We start from the raw sequence: 14866 nt of genomic DNA, 5'->3' as shown, positions 1-14866 counted from the left end.
CGCAGTTCAGGCGTCGTGGTGACCGAAGGCGGACGGGGCGACCCGTCCGCCTTTTTTTATTTGCCGTCCGCCGGTTTCGGAACGAGCACCATCGGGAACGTCACCTCAAACACGCTGCCGTGCCCTTTCGACGACTGGAACCGCAACTCGCCGTCCAGCGTGCGCGACAATTCCTTGACGATGGCAAGCCCGAGTCCCGCGCCGGGAATGTCGTCATCGGCGGCGCGCTCGAACTCTTCGAACACGCGCTCCTGATCCGCCACGCTGATGCCCACGCCCGTGTCGGAGACACGCAGCTTCCAGCGCTCGTCGGGCGCCGCGGCGATCGCCAGCACGATTTCGCCCGACGACGTGTACTTGATCGCGTTCGACAGCAGATTCAGCGCGACCTGCTTCACCTTCAGCCGGTTCGACGTCACCGCGCCGAGCGCCGGATCGAAGTGGCCGATGAGCTTCAGCCCCTTCGATTCGGTCGAGACGCGGCACGCCTGCATCAGTTCGTCGAAGAGGCCGACGAGATCGAACGGCTCGACCGTCAGCAGCGAATCGTCGCCGAGAACTTTCGAATATTCGACCATTTCATCGACGAGCGTGGCCATGTCGGCGACCTGCCGGTTGGCGAGACCGAGCGCCGTGTCGCGCTTCGCGGGCGAGCGGGCGGCGAGTTGCAGCGCCGTCGAGAATACGTTCAGGAAGTTGCGCAGATCGTGCGCGACGCGCCGCGCGATCTGCATGCGCGTCTCGTACAGATCGCTGATGAGTTTTTGCCGCAGCGTCAGCTCGTAGTTCGCGCGCTCCAACATGCCGGTGTATTCGTCGATCTTGCGATCGCGCTCGCCGATCGCCTCGCGTATCGACGCGAGCGTGACGAAGCTCACCACCTCGTCGGTCATGAGGCGCGCGTGCTCCTCGTCCTCGCGGGAGAAATTCTCGTGCGTGCCGGCGTACTCGCCGATGGCAAGCAGCAGCACCTGCCGGAACAGATCGAGCTCGCGCACGAGTTCATCGACACGATAACCCTGCTGCCAGCGCCATTGGCCGTGCTGGCGCGCGTTGCGCTCGATCGCGCCTTCCTGGTCGCGCAGGTTGCGCGATTCCAGCACGACGCAGATTTCCTCGAAGATGCTCGGCAGATGATCCGCGAGCTGGCGATACGTCAGTTGATCGGAATGTTCGACTTCCTGATCGCCGAACACGAGCTTCATCCAGCGCTCGGTGAGCGCGTGCTGTTGCACGCGCAGCGCGGCCACGAGACCCTTCAAGCCGCCGACTGACGTGTCGCTCATCTGCGAGTTCCCCGTTGCCCAAGGCGCCGAAAAGTGGCGCACGGTGATCCTGATATGCAGTCGGAAGCGCTTCCCGATGCCGCCCGCGAATGCTTCGCCAGTATAGGCGCGATGCCCGCGCCGATGGTGCATTTCCGAGTTTTCTACTGGACGTGGAGTTGCGTTCTGGATTCAGTATTCTATTCAGTTGCCGTCTCGCGATTTCGTCAGCATTGCGTAAAGCGGCTGCGTGGTGCGCTCGATAGCGGCATGCCGAGAAAATGCACGCCCGGCGAATCGATTTCGTTTTACGCGGGGCGCGGGCGCGTCCAGAATCGCTGTCGTCCCCAACCTACGATCGACTGGAGTTCGACATGACGACATCATCGGCCGGCTGGCAAGCCCGCCAGTACACACGCTTCGAAGCGGAACGCACGCGCCCGGTACGCGATCTGTTGAACGCGACGCAAGCCGAAACCGCGCACGCGGCGGTCGATCTCGGCTGCGGCCCCGGCAACTCGACCGAAACGCTTATCGCCTACGCGCCGAAAGCGCGGGTCATCGGCGTCGACAATTCCGACGACATGATCGACTCGGCGCGAAAGCGCCTGCCGAACGTCCAGTTCGAACTCGCCGATATCACCGCCTGGAACGGCCAAGGCCCGTTCGATCTGATCCTCGCCAATGCGTCGCTGCAATGGGTGCCCGGTCACGAGACGCTCTTGCCGTCGCTCGTCGGCAAACTCTCGAAGGGCGGCCAACTGGCCGTGCAGATGCCGGACAATCTCGACGAGCCCGCGCACCGGCTGATGCGCGAAACCGCCGCGGACGGCCCGTGGCGCGACAAGCTGAAAGGCGTCGAACGCACCGAGCGCTATCGGGCGGACAGGTATTACGCGCTGCTCAAGCCGCATTGCGAGCGTGTCGACGTGTGGCGCACCACGTACCATCATCCGCTCGACGGCGGTGTCGATGCGGTCATCGAATGGTTCAAGGGCTCGGGACTGCGGCCGTTCCTCGCGAAGCTCGACGCCGACGAAACGGCCGCGTTCCTCGATCGCTATCGCGCCGGGCTGAAAGCCGCCTACACGGTGCTCGACGACGGCACGGTGCTGCTGCCCTTCCCGCGCATCTTCATCGTCGCGACGCGCTGAAGCTCAATGCGGCCGGCTCCGTTCGCGCAGCATCTGCACGAACTGGCGCGCGGCGGGCGAAAGCTCGCCGCCCTTGCGCGTGACGATGCCGTAAGTCTGCGACTTCGATTTCATGCGCACCGGCAGGATGCGCAACATGCCGTGACGCTCGAATACCTTCGCGACGCTCGCCGGCAAGATCGACACGAGTTCCGGACTCTCCTGCAAGAGCGTCACCGTCATGAGCGGCGAGGCGGTGGAAATCGGATTGGCGGGCATCGGCAGTCCGGCGAGATCGAGTTCGCGTTCGAGCAGCGCGCTCATCGGCATGTAGCTCGGATAAGTGACCCAGCGATAACGCGCGAGGTCCGCCAAACCGACGTCCAGCGCGCCCGTGCGCTCGTGACCATGACCGACGACGATGCAAAGCGGCTCGTCCGCAAGCGGCTGATAGTGATATTTCGACGGCTGATCCGACACGCTCGATCGGCCGATCACGAGATCGACGCGGCCGTCGTCGAGCATCGGCAGCATGCGTGCGCTCGTATCCTCCAGAATTTCGATCGCCAGATCCGGATGCCGCGCGTGCATTTCGTTGACGATCGGCGCGACCACGCCCGGCACCGCGCCCATGATCGTGCCGACCGTCAGGCGCCCGCCCGTGCCCGCGCGAATCTGCGCGACTTCCTGGCAGAGCGCGTTCAGATCGGCGGCCAGCACGCGCGCGTAGCGCACGACGCAGCGGCCGAACGGATTCGGAATCAGTCCGCTCTTCGCGCGCTCGAAGAGCGGCGCTTCGAGCATCGATTCGAGTTCGGCGAGCGCCTTGCTCGCGGCGGATTGCGTCATCGCCATCGCGCTCGACGCCTTGTGCAGCGATTTGTGGTCGTCCAGCGCGATCAGCAACTGCAACTGCTTCATGCGCAGCCGCGACATGAGCACGTCCAGCGTGTTCTTCATGAACAGGGGGATTCCAAAAAGCGATCAAGCGATGGAAAGGTTTCACTATACAGCCGCCCGCGCGAGGCCGTATAGTCGGGCATGAGGCAGTCATCGTACAACTGGCTGCCACGAATCACTCCAAGCAAGGACGAGACAACATGCAACTCACTGGCAACCTGCTCATCGGTCAGGAATCGGTCTTCGGCTCGAACGGCTCGATCAAGGCCGTCAACGCGTCGACCGGCGCGGCCATCGAACCGGCTTTCGGCGGCGCGACGCTCGCCGATCTCGACCGCGCGTGCGCGCTCGCGTGGGCCGCGTTCGACGTTTATCGCGAAACCGCGCCCGAAGCGCGCGCGAAATTTCTCGACACGATCGCGCAAAATATCCTCGATATCGGCGACGATCTGATCGAGCGCTGCATGATCGAAAGCGGTCTGCCGCGCGCGCGTCTCGAAGGCGAGCGCGGCCGCACGGTCGGCCAGTTGCGCATGTTCGCCGACGTCGTCCGCAACGGCGATTTCCTCGGCGTGCGCATCGATCCGGCGCAGCCCGAGCGCAAGCCGCTGCCGCGCGTCGATCTGCGTCTGCGTCACATCGGCGTCGGCCCGGTCGCCGTGTTCGGCGCGAGCAACTTCCCGCTCGCGTTCTCCGTCGCCGGCGGCGACACGGCTTCGGCGCTCGCGGCCGGCTGCCCGGTCATCGTCAAGGCGCACTCGGCGCATCCGGGCACGGCCGAACTCGTCGGCCGCGCGGTGCAGAAGGCGGTGAAGGACTGCGGCATGCCCGAAGGAACGTTCTCGCTTCTCTTCGACAGCGGCCGCGACGTCGGTCAGGGTCTCGTCAAGGACAATCGCATCAAGGCGGCGGGCTTCACCGGCTCGCGCGGCGGCGGCACGGCGCTGATGAAGCTCGCGGCGGCGCGCGCGGAACCCATTCCCGTCTACGCGGAAATGAGCAGCATCAACCCGGTTTTGCTGTTCCCGGCGGCGCTCGAGAACCGCGGCGAAGCCATTGCCCGTGCATTCGTAGGCTCGCTCGTGCTCGGCGCGGGCCAGTTCTGCACGAATCCGGGCCTCGTGCTCGCCGTCGACGGTCCCGATCTCGACAAGTTCATCGCGGCGGCATCGGCGGCTCTTTCGGAAACCGCCGCGCAGACGATGCTCACGCCGGGCATCTGCAAGACCTATCAGGGCGCCGTCGAGCGCGCCGGCGAGCATGCCGGCGTGACGACCGCCGCGCGCGGCGTCGCGGCGAAGGGCGAGAACCAGGGCCAGTCGGCGCTGTTCGTCACCACCGCCGACGCGTTCCGCAAGAGCCACGCGCTGCAGGAAGAGATCTTCGGCGCGTCGTCGCTCGTCGTGCGTTGCCCGGACCTCGCGACCATGCTCGATCTGATCGAATCGCTCGAAGGGCAGTTGACGTCGGCGCTGCACATCGACGAAGCGGATTACGCCGATGCGAAGCGCATCCTGCCCGCGCTCGAACGCCGCACCGGCCGTCTGCTGGTGAACGGCTTCGGCACGGGCGTGGAAGTCGGCCACGCGATGGTGCACGGCGGCCCGTTCCCGTCGACGGCGGATGGCCGCTCGACTTCGGTCGGCAGCCTGGCGATCAACCGTTTCCTTCGTCCGGTGAGCTATCAGGATTTGCCTGACGCGCTGCTGCCCGACGCGTTGAAAACGGATAATCCGCTCGGCCTGAACCGCCGTATCGACGGCAAGCTGCAACTGGCCGAATAAGGCTTCCGTACCCGCTCGGGCTGTCGAGGGCCGCGGCGCGACATTCGCGTCGCGGCCTTGCTCGTTTTCGGACGTTGCTTCGGATGTCTAATCGATTCCCGAGCGGCACGCGGAAATTCGACCAATCGGTGTTTACGCGCCCCGCGTGGGCATGCAGCAACGCTTTTGCGGGCGTGCGAATCGCTTTGGCATCAGTGGGTTATCCGCCAATCGCGCGGCCTTGTCGTTTATCGGCTAAGGATTGGCGGTTCAAAACCGCCGGCGCGATCCCAAAATGTCAGAAATATCGTGAACGAGAGAAGCTAGCGTTCGGCCCATGCCGTGGCGCGTCGCAATGGTGTAGTCGCTTAAGCCTCGCGCCCCGGAAATAGGTGCGAAAGGCAATTGACGTCCGATAGTGATTGAACCATAGTCGGAAATCGTTCCCCGCGGGCGCATCGCGCGCGGGAGAGAATACGAAGGATTGCTGTTGCGGGACTGCGTTCCTGCGTACAGGCGCGACGACCCGGCGCGCATTGGCGGCCACGCGATTTTGGCAACCTCACGCACATGTCCTTCGAGGGCTCCAGCATGACCACGCGTCTGACCTTCCCCGCATCCATGTTCTCCGTCGTCTGCCAGCGGTGCGGCAGCACGGTGCGCAAAAACGCCGACAGTTGCCCCAATTGCGGCGCCGATCGCAACGCCGCGTTCGGCGAGCAGCGCGCGACCGCGTCGGGCAAGTCGCGCACGAACGTTTTCGAAGAGGCGGGTGCGCCGCTCGCATCGGCGGCGGCATCGACTTCATCCGCGACGATCGGCAGGGACGCCTCCGGGCGCGTCGAGCCGGACATGCGCTCGCGCTGGACCGAGCGCGCGAGCGAGCGCATCGCGCAGAAAGCGGCGGAATATCGCGCGCGGCGCGCCGAAGAATCCGCACGGAATGCCTACGCCGAATCCGGCAACGATCCCGACGCCCTGCCCGGCTCCGAGCGCTGGAACACGAAGAAGACGATCATCGCCGGCGCATGCGGGCTCGTCCTGCTGCTCGGCGCGACGTTCTATTACCAGCTCGGCGATTCCGATGGCGGCGGCGGCACGCCTTCCGCCGATCACAGCGTCTCGGGCGCGATCGATTCCAAAGTCGGCTCGCTCATGCGCGGCGCGACGGCGGACGCGCCCGCGGCTGTCGAACATCGCGTTCCCGCCGAAACGCGCGCACTCGGCACAAGCGATACGCTGCAAGGCGTGCGTGTCGCGCTGGATCAGCACGATCTCGCCACCGCCCGCGCGCGGCTCAAAGTGCTGCCGTCGCAGCAACAGGCGCGCGCCGAATACGAAGTCCTGAAAGACGAACTGCTCAAGCGCGAATCGCAACGCGACGCCGCGCTGCAGCTCGCGCGCGCCTGCGAGCGCACCTCCGCGTGGGCGTGCGTGCAGCAGAACGCGGGCGAAGCGCTCGCGCTCGACGGCAGCAACATGGAATCCCAGGCCATGCTCGAACGCGTGGTCTCGCATGCGGGCTGGCTCGCGCCGACGGCAGCGGCGGCGCTCGCCAAAAAGGTGCCCGGCTCGACGCAGCCGCCCGCTGTGCCGAACCCGTCCGACGCGACGAACACGGCCGCCGCCGCGCAGCCCAAACCCGCCGCTGCCGTGACCGCGCCGCCTCCGGCGCAGGCAAACGTCGCAGCGGTCGCGCCGGCTGCGAAGTCGAACGTCCTCGCGCCGAAATCCGCGGCCGAGCGCCGTGCGCCGCAACGCAGCGCCGCCGCGCGCCAGTCCGACGACGACGCCGCGTACGAATCGCGTGCCGAAAAAATCGCGCGTGGCCAGGCGGCGACCGCCGCCATCACCGCGACGACGACCGCGCCGGCCGCCGCACCCGCCGTCCCCACGACGACGACGACGACGACAAAGCCCGCGCAGGCCACGGCGTCTGCACAACCGGCGCAACGCGCGCCCTATTATCTCGGCGACGAAGACGCGCAACCTTCCACCTCGACCACCGCGCGCGGCGCGAATCCGCGCACGCCTTACTATCTCGGCGACGAGCCGCCGCAGCAGGCCGCTCGCCCGGCCAACTCGCGCGGCGCGTATTACCTCGGCGAAGATCCGCCGCAGACGTCGGCGCCGGCCACGCGGGCCGCCGTGCCGCGTCCGCCGCCATCCAGCAATCAGAGCAGCGCGGCGCCGCCCTCCACGGCGACGATGCAGGCCGCCGTGCCGCGCCCGCCCGCGGCCGTCGCGCAGACGAACGCATCGGCGCGCGGCACGCAGACGACCGCCAGCGCGTCGCCCCAGTTCGGCAACGTGCCGGCGGCGGGCTCGCGTCTCGACTCCGACAAATCCGAAGAGCTCGAACGCGCCATCAAGCAATACGGCTGGAGCGGCGGCGCCCAGGCTCCCAAGCCATCGCACTGAGCAAAAAACAGAAGAGCGCACGGAGACGACCACGACGCACGGCAAGCACGCGCCACGCACGTTCGCGTCGGCCGCATGCGAGAGCGTGTCCGGGCATGAGCGAATTGCGCGCCTTGCGGGCGATATCCGCGTCGCGCAAGTTTCAAAAGTACCCGTCCAACACGATTAAGGGTCAATCATGTTCACCACAAAAAGCATGCGCAACGCCGCACGGGGCGCGCTGGCGCTTCTCGCCATCGCCGGGCTGATCGGCGCGGGACCGGGCTTCGCCGCCGATCCGATTCCCTACAAAATCACGACAGGCCAGGAGCGCGGCACGTATATCCAGATCGGCCAGGACTTGTCGAAGTACGTGGCGGAACCGGCGGGCATCGAACTGGAAGTGCTGCCGTCGAAAGGATCGGCGGAAAACGTGCAGCGCATGCGCTACGAGCCCGGCGTGAAGTTCGCGCTCGTGCAGTCGGACGTGTATCAGGCGTACATGGACATGGCGACCTCCGGCAACGCGGACGCGGGCAAGATCATCAAGCCGCTGCGCCTCATCATGCCGCTCTATGACGAGGAAATTTACTTCGTGACGCGCTCGGATTCGCCGATGAAGTTCATCCAGGAGATCAAGGGCAAGAACATCAGCGTCGGGCCGATCGGCAGCGGCACGGCGCAATCGGCGGAAACGCTGTATCGGCTGATGTTCGGCGAGCCGATCGCCGACGCGAACGAGCAGCATCTCAACAACGAGGATTCGCTCGCGCGGCTGATCGTCGGCAAGATCGATGTCGCGGTGATCGTCGCGGGCCAGCCGGCGAAGCTCTTCCAGGACATGAATCCCGAGTTGCTGAAGCAGATCAAGCTGCTGCGCCTCGATACGAGCGCGCCCGAAACCGCGCGCGCGAAGCAGACTTACTTCCCCGCGACGATCCGCACGTCGAGCTATCCGAACTGGATTCAGGAAGACACGCCGACGCTCACCGTCAAGGCGTTCCTCGTGACGTACGACTACGGCTTGCGCGGCACGGTCGGCGCGCTGTCGAAATTCGCCGATTCGCTCTGCACGAACTTCGACACGCTGCAGGCGCAAGGCCATCCGAAGTGGAAGCAGGTGCATCTCGACCTGCCGCCGCTCACGAAGGGCTGGAAATACTATCCGCCGATGGAGAAGCGCCTGCGCGCGTGCATCGCGCAGCGCACGGCGGCGGAGCAGTCGCAGGATCCGGCGCGCAGGGTCGCGGCGCGCGACGCCGATGCAGCCCCGCAAAAGCCGAAGAAGGCGACCTGCAGCGCACAGGAAAAGCTGTTGCTGCTGTGCGATCAGTGATGCCGCGAAGCTAGGAGACGAGCGTCGGCATGAGCGCGGCGAGGCGCTGCATGCCGCGCTCGATCGCCGCGGCGTTCGTTCCGCCATAGCCGAGCAGCACGCCTTGTCGCGCCGGCTGGCCCGCGTGGAACGCGCGTATTCCATAGAGCCCGACCGATATGCCGCGCGCCGCCGCGACGACATCGCTCTCGCGCAGCGAAGCGTCGAGCCGCGCGACGAGATGGATGCCCGCCGTCGACGGCAGCGCTTCGACCCAGGGCGCGAGTTGGCCGCTCAGATGTTCGAGGAGCAGCGCGCGGCGCTCCGCATACGCCTTGTGCATGCGGCGCAGATGCTTCGCGTATTCGCCGTCGAGCATGAACGCGCCGAGCGCCGTCTGCGTCAGCATGCAACTGTGCCAGTCGCAGGTCTGCTTCGCGTTCCAGATCGGCTCGGAGAGCGTCGCGGGCGGCACGACGTAGCCGAGCCGCAGATCGGGAAAAAGCGTCTTCGAAAACGTCCCAACATACGCGACGAGCCCCGCGCGATCCAGACTCTTCAGCGATTCCACCGGCCTGCCTTCGAAGCGGAACTCGCCGTCGTAGTCGTCCTCGACGATCACCGCGCCGCGCTTCGCGGCCCATTCGAGCAATTCGACGCGGCGGTCGAGGCTCATCGGCATGCCGAGCGGAAACTGGTGCGACGGCGTCACGTAGACGAGGCGCGTGTTGCGCGGCAGCTTGTTCACGACGATGCCCTCGCCATCGACCGGCACATGCGCGACGCGCGCGCCGAGCGCCGCGAACAGCGCGCGGGCGGGTGGATAGCCCGGTTCCTCGACCGCAACGACATCGCCCGGCTGGATCGTCACGCGCGCGAGCAGATCGAGCGCCTGCTGCGCGCCTTGCGTCACGATCACGTCCTGCCAGTTGCATACGACCGCGCGGCTGAATCCGAGATAACGCGCGATGCCGAGCCGCAGTTCCTGCTCGCCGCCCGGATCGCGATAACCCGCGACGCCGTTGCCGGCGCGCGCCTGCGTGCGCAACGCCTGATTGAGACAGCGCCGCCACGCGTCGTAGGGAAAGAGCGTCTTGTCGGTGACGCCGCCTTTGAAATCGCAGTCGAGCGTTTCGTGGGCGGGCGGCATCGGCATCGCCATGCGCTCGGGCATCTTGCGCCAGATGCCGGTCGCGCGGGCGCGAGCCGAGACGGGTTCGGCCTGCGCCGATGGCAGCCGCGTGAGGCCTTCGGCGACGAAAGTGCCGTCGCCCGCGCGCGTGCGCAGATAGCCTTCGGCGATGAGCCGCTCGAAGACGTCGAGCGTGGTCTTGCGCGAGACGCCGAGTTGCGCGGCGAGGTCGCGCGTGGACGGCAGGCGCGCGTTAGCGGCAAGTCGCCCTTCGACGATGCCCGCGCGCAATTGGCCGTAGATCTGGCCGGTGAGGTCGCGTCGGCCGTGCAGGGTGATGTGGATGTCCAAGGTCGCCACGCCGGAAGTGAACGTCGGGTGGCTACCTTAACATGCGCGTTCGGACCCGTTTCAGGGAGCCGGTTCGTCGTCTCCGAACACTGCGCGGCAAAGCGCTGCGCCCTCTTCCGTCAGCCAGGCGCTTCCCGTTCCGTCCTCGCTCATCTGCATGTCGGCCAGCCCGTTTTCCGTGAGACCGGTCAATTGCCGCCGCAATGCGCTCATCGGCAAGCCGGCCTGTTTTGCGAGCTTCGCGAGCGACCACGCGCGCCCGGGCGTTTCCGTCCGCGCGCGCCACAACTGCGTCAGCACGGCGACGAGCGCCGGATCGATGTCATCGCTCATGGGCGTTCTCCCTCGCGCGCTTCGATGTCCCTGACCAGCGAGCCGAGCCGCTGCAACGCGGCCTCGCTCTGCGCGGTCCACGGATAACTGTAGTTGAGCCGGATGAAGTGGCTGAAGGCATTGCGCGTCGAGAACATGTAGCCCGGTCCGACCGTGATGCCGCAGTCGAGCGCCGCGCGATACAGCCGCATCGAATCGACGCGTTCCGGCAACTCGACCCACAGCACGTAGCCGCCCTGCGGCGCGGACGTCCGCGTGCCCGGCGGAAAGAAGCGCTCGACCATCGCGCTCATGATGCGCGACTGCTGCCGATACAGCCTGCGCACGCGCCGCAGATGCCGGTCGTAACCGTCCTGCCGCAGATAATCCGCGATCGCGACCTGCGGCACGGAAGGCGTCGTCAGCGTGTTGAGGAACTTGAGCTTTTCGACCTGCGCCCGATACCGCCCCGGCATCGCCCAGCCGATGCGGTACGACGCGCTCAGGCTCTTCGAAAACGACGCGCAGTGCAGCACGAGTCCTTTCGTGTCGAAGTTCTTGAGCGTCGACGGGCGCGCCTCGCCGTAATAAAGCTCGTGATAAACATCGTTTTCGATGACCGGAATCTCGTGCGCCGACAGCACATCCACGAGCTGGCGTTTGCGCGCGTCGGGCATCTGGAAGCCGAGCGGATTCTGGAAATTGGGCATCACCATGCACGCGGCGATTTTCCCGCGCGCGATGATCTGCGACAGCGCTTCGATGTCGATGCCGTCGGCCGGATGCGTCGGCACTTCGATCGCGCGCATGCCGAGACGCTCGATCGCGTGCAGCATCGCGTAATACGTCGGCGATTCGACCGCCACGGTGTCGCCCGGCTTCGCGACCGCCTGCAGGCTCAGATTGATCGCCTCCGTCGCGCCGACGGTGATGACGATTTCATCCGGATCGACCGGCACGCCATTTTCCGCATAACGCCGCGCGATCTGGCGGATCAGTTCCGGATTGCCCGGCGGCAGGTCGTCGATGAGATTCCAGCTCGAATGCCGCCGCGCGATCGCGTTCGCGTACTGGTTGATGCGCCGCCACGGGAACGGCCCCGGATCGGGATACGGCGAGCCGAACGGCACGGCGTCGTGCGCGCGGATGCTGCGCAACGTCGAAAGCACGAGCCGGCTGACATCGACTTCCGAGGCCGTCGCGACCACGCGCGCCGGCTGATTGCGCGCCGCGCCCGCCTGCGGCGTCGCGCGCACGAAATAGCCGGATTGCGGACGCGTCTCCAGAATGCCGCGGCTTTCCAGAATCGCGTAGGCGTGCAGCACGGTCTTGATGCTCACGCCGTGCTGCCGGCTCGCCTGCCGCACGGACGCGACCTTCTCGCCCGGCGCGAACACGCCGCGCCGCACGGCTTCCTCGATTTCATCGGCGAGCTTTTCGTAGAGCTTCAACGCGCGGTCCTTTCGTTTCGACGTGAGTCGCAGTCTATGTCAAAACGTCGCAACTGTACTCCTTCTATTTCATATTTTCTGTGCGCCGCGCTCGATTCGGGACACAGTAATCTGAGTGCCATCGCATGATTTATCGAAGACGAACGCCATGAAGAAGCCGGAACCCCGCATCGAACCGTACACGCACCCCGCAGCGGGCTGGGGCGCGCTGAAGCAGGTCGCCATCAATCTCGTCAAGGAAAAGGTGGCGGGCGGAAACTACCGGACGCTCTTCAAGCAGAATCAGCCCGACGGCTTCGACTGTCCCGGCTGCGCGTGGCCGGATCGCGAGCACGGCTCGACCTTCGAATTCTGCGAAAACGGCGTCAAGGCCGTCGCCGCCGAAGCGACGAGCAAGCGCGTGACGCCGGCGTTTTTCGAAGCGCACACGGTTTCGTCGCTGATGGCGCAGAGCGACTACGAACTGGAGCAGCACGGCCGCCTGACAGACCCGCTCGTCTACGACGCGAAGCGCGACCGCTACGTGCCGATCGAATGGAACGACGCGTTCGAACTCATCGCGTCGCATCTGAAAAAACTCGACGATCCGGATCGCGCCGCGTTTTACACCTCGGGACGCGCGAGCAATGAAGCCGCGTTTCTGTATCAATTGTTCGTGCGCATGTACGGCACCAACAACTTTCCGGATTGCTCGAACATGTGCCACGAAGCGACGAGCCGCGGCTTGCCGCATACCGTGGGCATCGGCAAGGGCACGGTCACGCTCGACGACTTCGAGCACGCCGACACGCTCCTGCTCTTCGGCCAGAACCCGGCGACGAACCATCCGCGCATGCTCGGCGAGTTGCGCGACTGCGCGAAACGCGGCGCGACGATCGTGTCGATCAACCCGCTGAAGGAGCGCGGCCTCGAGCGCTTCGCCAGCCCGCAGCACACGCTCGACATGCTCTCGCCGAAGGGCGTGAAGATCAGCTCGGTGTTCATCCGCCCGAAAGTCGGCGGCGACTTCGCGCTCATCAAGGGCGTCGCGAAGCGCGTGATCGAACTGGACGACGAGGCGCGCGCGAACGGCGGCGAGCGCGTGCTCGATGTCGATTTCATCGCGGAGCATACGGCCGGTTTCGACGCTTTCGCCGACGACCTGCGCGCCGAAAGCTGGGACGCGATCATCGCGGAATCCGGCGTGGAAATGGACGATCTGCTCAAGCTCGCCGATATCTACGCGAAAGGGCGCGCCGTCATCTCGACCTGGGGCATGGGCCTCACGCAGCACAAGAACTCCGTGCCGACGATTCAACTGCTTTCGAACCTGATGATGATGCGCGGCAATATCGGCCGGCGCGGCGCGGGACTATGCCCGGTGCGCGGCCATTCGAACGTGCAAGGCGACCGCACCGTGGGCATCGAGGAAAAGCCGACCCAGGCGTTCCTCGACCGGCTCGGCGCCGCCTACGACTTCGAGCCGCCGCGCGAGCATGGCTACGACGTCGTCGAAACCATTCACGCGATGCTCGAAGGCAAGGTGAAAGTGTTCATCGGTCTGGGCGGCAATTTTTCGATTGCGACGCCCGACACGCCGCGCACTTGGCAAGCGATGCGCTCGTGCGACCTCACCGTGCACATCACGACGAAACTCAACCGCAGTCATCTCGTGCATGGCCGCGACGCGCTGATTCTTCCGACGCTCGGGCGCACCGAAATCGATCTTCAGAACGGCGTGCCGCAAGGCGTGAGCGTCGAGGATTCGATGAGCATGGTGCACATCTCGTACGGCATGAACAAGCCGGCCGCGCCGACTCTGCTTTCGGAAGTGGCGATCGTCGCGCGCATGGCGCGGGCGACGCTCGGTTCGTCGAAGGTGGACTGGCGCGCCCACGCAGCGGACTACGCGTTGATCCGCGATGGTATCGAGAAGGTGCTCGATGGCTTCGAGCGCTACAACGAACGCCTGAAGCAGCCCGGCGGCTTCCATCTGGGCGTGGCCTCGCGGGATCGCGTGTGGATGACGCCGAGCGGCAAGGCGCAGTTCATCGTGCACAAGATCGCGTTCGACACGCCGATCCACCGTGCCCGCGCGCTGTACGGCGAGCGCCTGATGACGCTCATGACGACGCGCTCGCACGACCAGTACAACACGACGATCTACGGCCTCGACGACCGGTATCGCGGCGTGTACGGACAGCGGCACGTGTTGTTCGCCAACCGCGACGATATCGACATGCTCGGCTTCGAGCCGGGCGAACTCGTGGATATCACGAGCGTGTGGGACGATGGCGTCGAGCGCCGCGTGGATGGCTTCAGGCTCGTCGAATACGACATTCCGCGCGGTTGTCTCGGCGCGTACTATCCGGAGACCAATCCGCTCGTGCCGTTGTCGTCGGTTGCGGATGGCGCCGGTACGCCGACGTCGAAATCCATCCCGGTGCTGCTGACGTCTTCGAACCAGGCCAGCGCTGCCTGAGGCCGCTCGCCAGGGACTTGCTGCACAGCGCATGAAGGCGCGCCTTCTGACGCTGACGGATGCGGCGTTCGAGCGCGACCGCGCCGCTGAACCGGCGATCGACGAATCCGCCAAGCATGGCGAGGATAGCGACCCACGCGATCCATCCGGCGGCGAAGCTGTCGAACTGGTGGCTGCACCATGCGCCGCCCAGCATGGCAACGGCGAACACCAGCATGACCAGCGTGAACGGCGGAGAGTGCTCGTGTTCGACACGGGTGTTGCCGCTGACTCCCATGCCTAGCTTATAGCCGCTGAAAGAGTGTGCGCCGATGGCTTGATTCATTCGGTCCCCCGGACTGGCATCGATTTGTGTTTTCGCAAATTTACGCAGTCGCGGAGAC

General features: G+C 65.8%; 11 protein-coding genes. 6 read left to right on the top strand and 5 right to left on the bottom strand.

Annotation, left to right across the window (positions count from 1 at the left end):
* Positions 1–56: 56 nt before the first annotated feature.
* Complete coding sequence (locus NOV72_RS00690) at positions 57–1286, bottom strand: sensor histidine kinase (RefSeq protein WP_106853205.1); 1230 nt, start codon at positions 1284–1286, stop codon at positions 57–59.
* Between the two features lie 353 nt (positions 1287–1639).
* On the opposite strand from NOV72_RS00690, the gene tam reads away from it, so the two are divergent.
* Positions 1640–2419 (top strand): trans-aconitate 2-methyltransferase, encoded by a 780-nt coding sequence (gene tam / locus NOV72_RS00685; protein WP_106852661.1) that lies wholly within the window; start codon positions 1640–1642, stop codon positions 2417–2419.
* A 3-nt stretch (positions 2420–2422) separates the two neighbouring features.
* Here tam and NOV72_RS00680 read toward each other — a convergent pair whose 3' ends face one another.
* Positions 2423–3358, bottom strand: a complete 936-nt coding sequence (locus NOV72_RS00680; protein ID WP_106852660.1) for a LysR family transcriptional regulator — start codon at positions 3356–3358, stop codon at positions 2423–2425.
* A gap of 140 nt (positions 3359–3498) precedes the next feature.
* Here NOV72_RS00680 and NOV72_RS00675 point away from each other — a divergent pair, with 140 nt between their 5' ends.
* The 3 genes from NOV72_RS00675 (at position 3499) to NOV72_RS00665 (ending at position 8797) form a co-directional block, all read left to right on the top strand.
* Positions 3499–5082, top strand: a complete 1584-nt coding sequence (locus tag NOV72_RS00675; RefSeq protein WP_106852659.1) for an aldehyde dehydrogenase (NADP(+)) — start codon at positions 3499–3501, stop codon at positions 5080–5082.
* Between the two features lie 570 nt (positions 5083–5652).
* Complete coding sequence (locus tag NOV72_RS00670; protein WP_106852658.1) at positions 5653–7482, top strand: zinc ribbon domain-containing protein; 1830 nt, start codon at positions 5653–5655, stop codon at positions 7480–7482.
* A gap of 178 nt (positions 7483–7660) precedes the next feature.
* Positions 7661–8797, top strand: coding sequence for a TAXI family TRAP transporter solute-binding subunit (locus NOV72_RS00665; RefSeq protein WP_106852657.1), 1137 nt, complete (start codon positions 7661–7663; stop codon positions 8795–8797).
* A gap of 10 nt (positions 8798–8807) precedes the next feature.
* On the opposite strand, the gene pdxR is transcribed toward NOV72_RS00665, so the two are convergent.
* The 3 genes from pdxR to NOV72_RS00650 are packed head-to-tail and all read right to left on the bottom strand — an operon-like array spanning position 8808 to position 12022.
* A complete protein-coding gene (gene pdxR / locus NOV72_RS00660) occupies positions 8808–10259 on the bottom strand; it encodes a MocR-like pyridoxine biosynthesis transcription factor PdxR (RefSeq protein ID WP_106852656.1) in 1452 nt (483 codons plus the stop codon).
* 60 nt (positions 10260–10319) lie between these two features.
* Entirely contained in the window at positions 10320–10592 is a 273-nt protein-coding gene (locus tag NOV72_RS00655) for a helix-turn-helix domain-containing protein (RefSeq protein ID WP_106852655.1), read from the bottom strand.
* Positions 10589–12022 (bottom strand): aminotransferase-like domain-containing protein, encoded by a 1434-nt coding sequence (locus NOV72_RS00650; protein ID WP_106852654.1) that lies wholly within the window; start codon positions 12020–12022, stop codon positions 10589–10591. The genes NOV72_RS00655 and NOV72_RS00650 overlap by 4 nt, the downstream gene beginning before the upstream one ends.
* A gap of 148 nt (positions 12023–12170) precedes the next feature.
* On the opposite strand from NOV72_RS00650, the gene NOV72_RS00645 reads away from it, so the two are divergent.
* A complete protein-coding gene (locus NOV72_RS00645) occupies positions 12171–14483 on the top strand; it encodes an FdhF/YdeP family oxidoreductase (protein ID WP_106852653.1) in 2313 nt (770 codons plus the stop codon).
* Between the two features lie 31 nt (positions 14484–14514).
* Entirely contained in the window at positions 14515–14766 is a 252-nt protein-coding gene (locus tag NOV72_RS00640; RefSeq protein ID WP_106852652.1) for a hypothetical protein, read from the top strand.
* Positions 14767–14866: the final 100 nt, after the last annotated feature.

The sequence above is a fragment of the Caballeronia novacaledonica genome, from assembly GCF_900258035.1.
Classification (GTDB): domain Bacteria; phylum Pseudomonadota; class Gammaproteobacteria; order Burkholderiales; family Burkholderiaceae; genus Caballeronia; species Caballeronia novacaledonica.
Note: the sequence above shows the minus strand (reverse complement) of the source record. Positions and strands in the feature narration are given on the sequence as shown.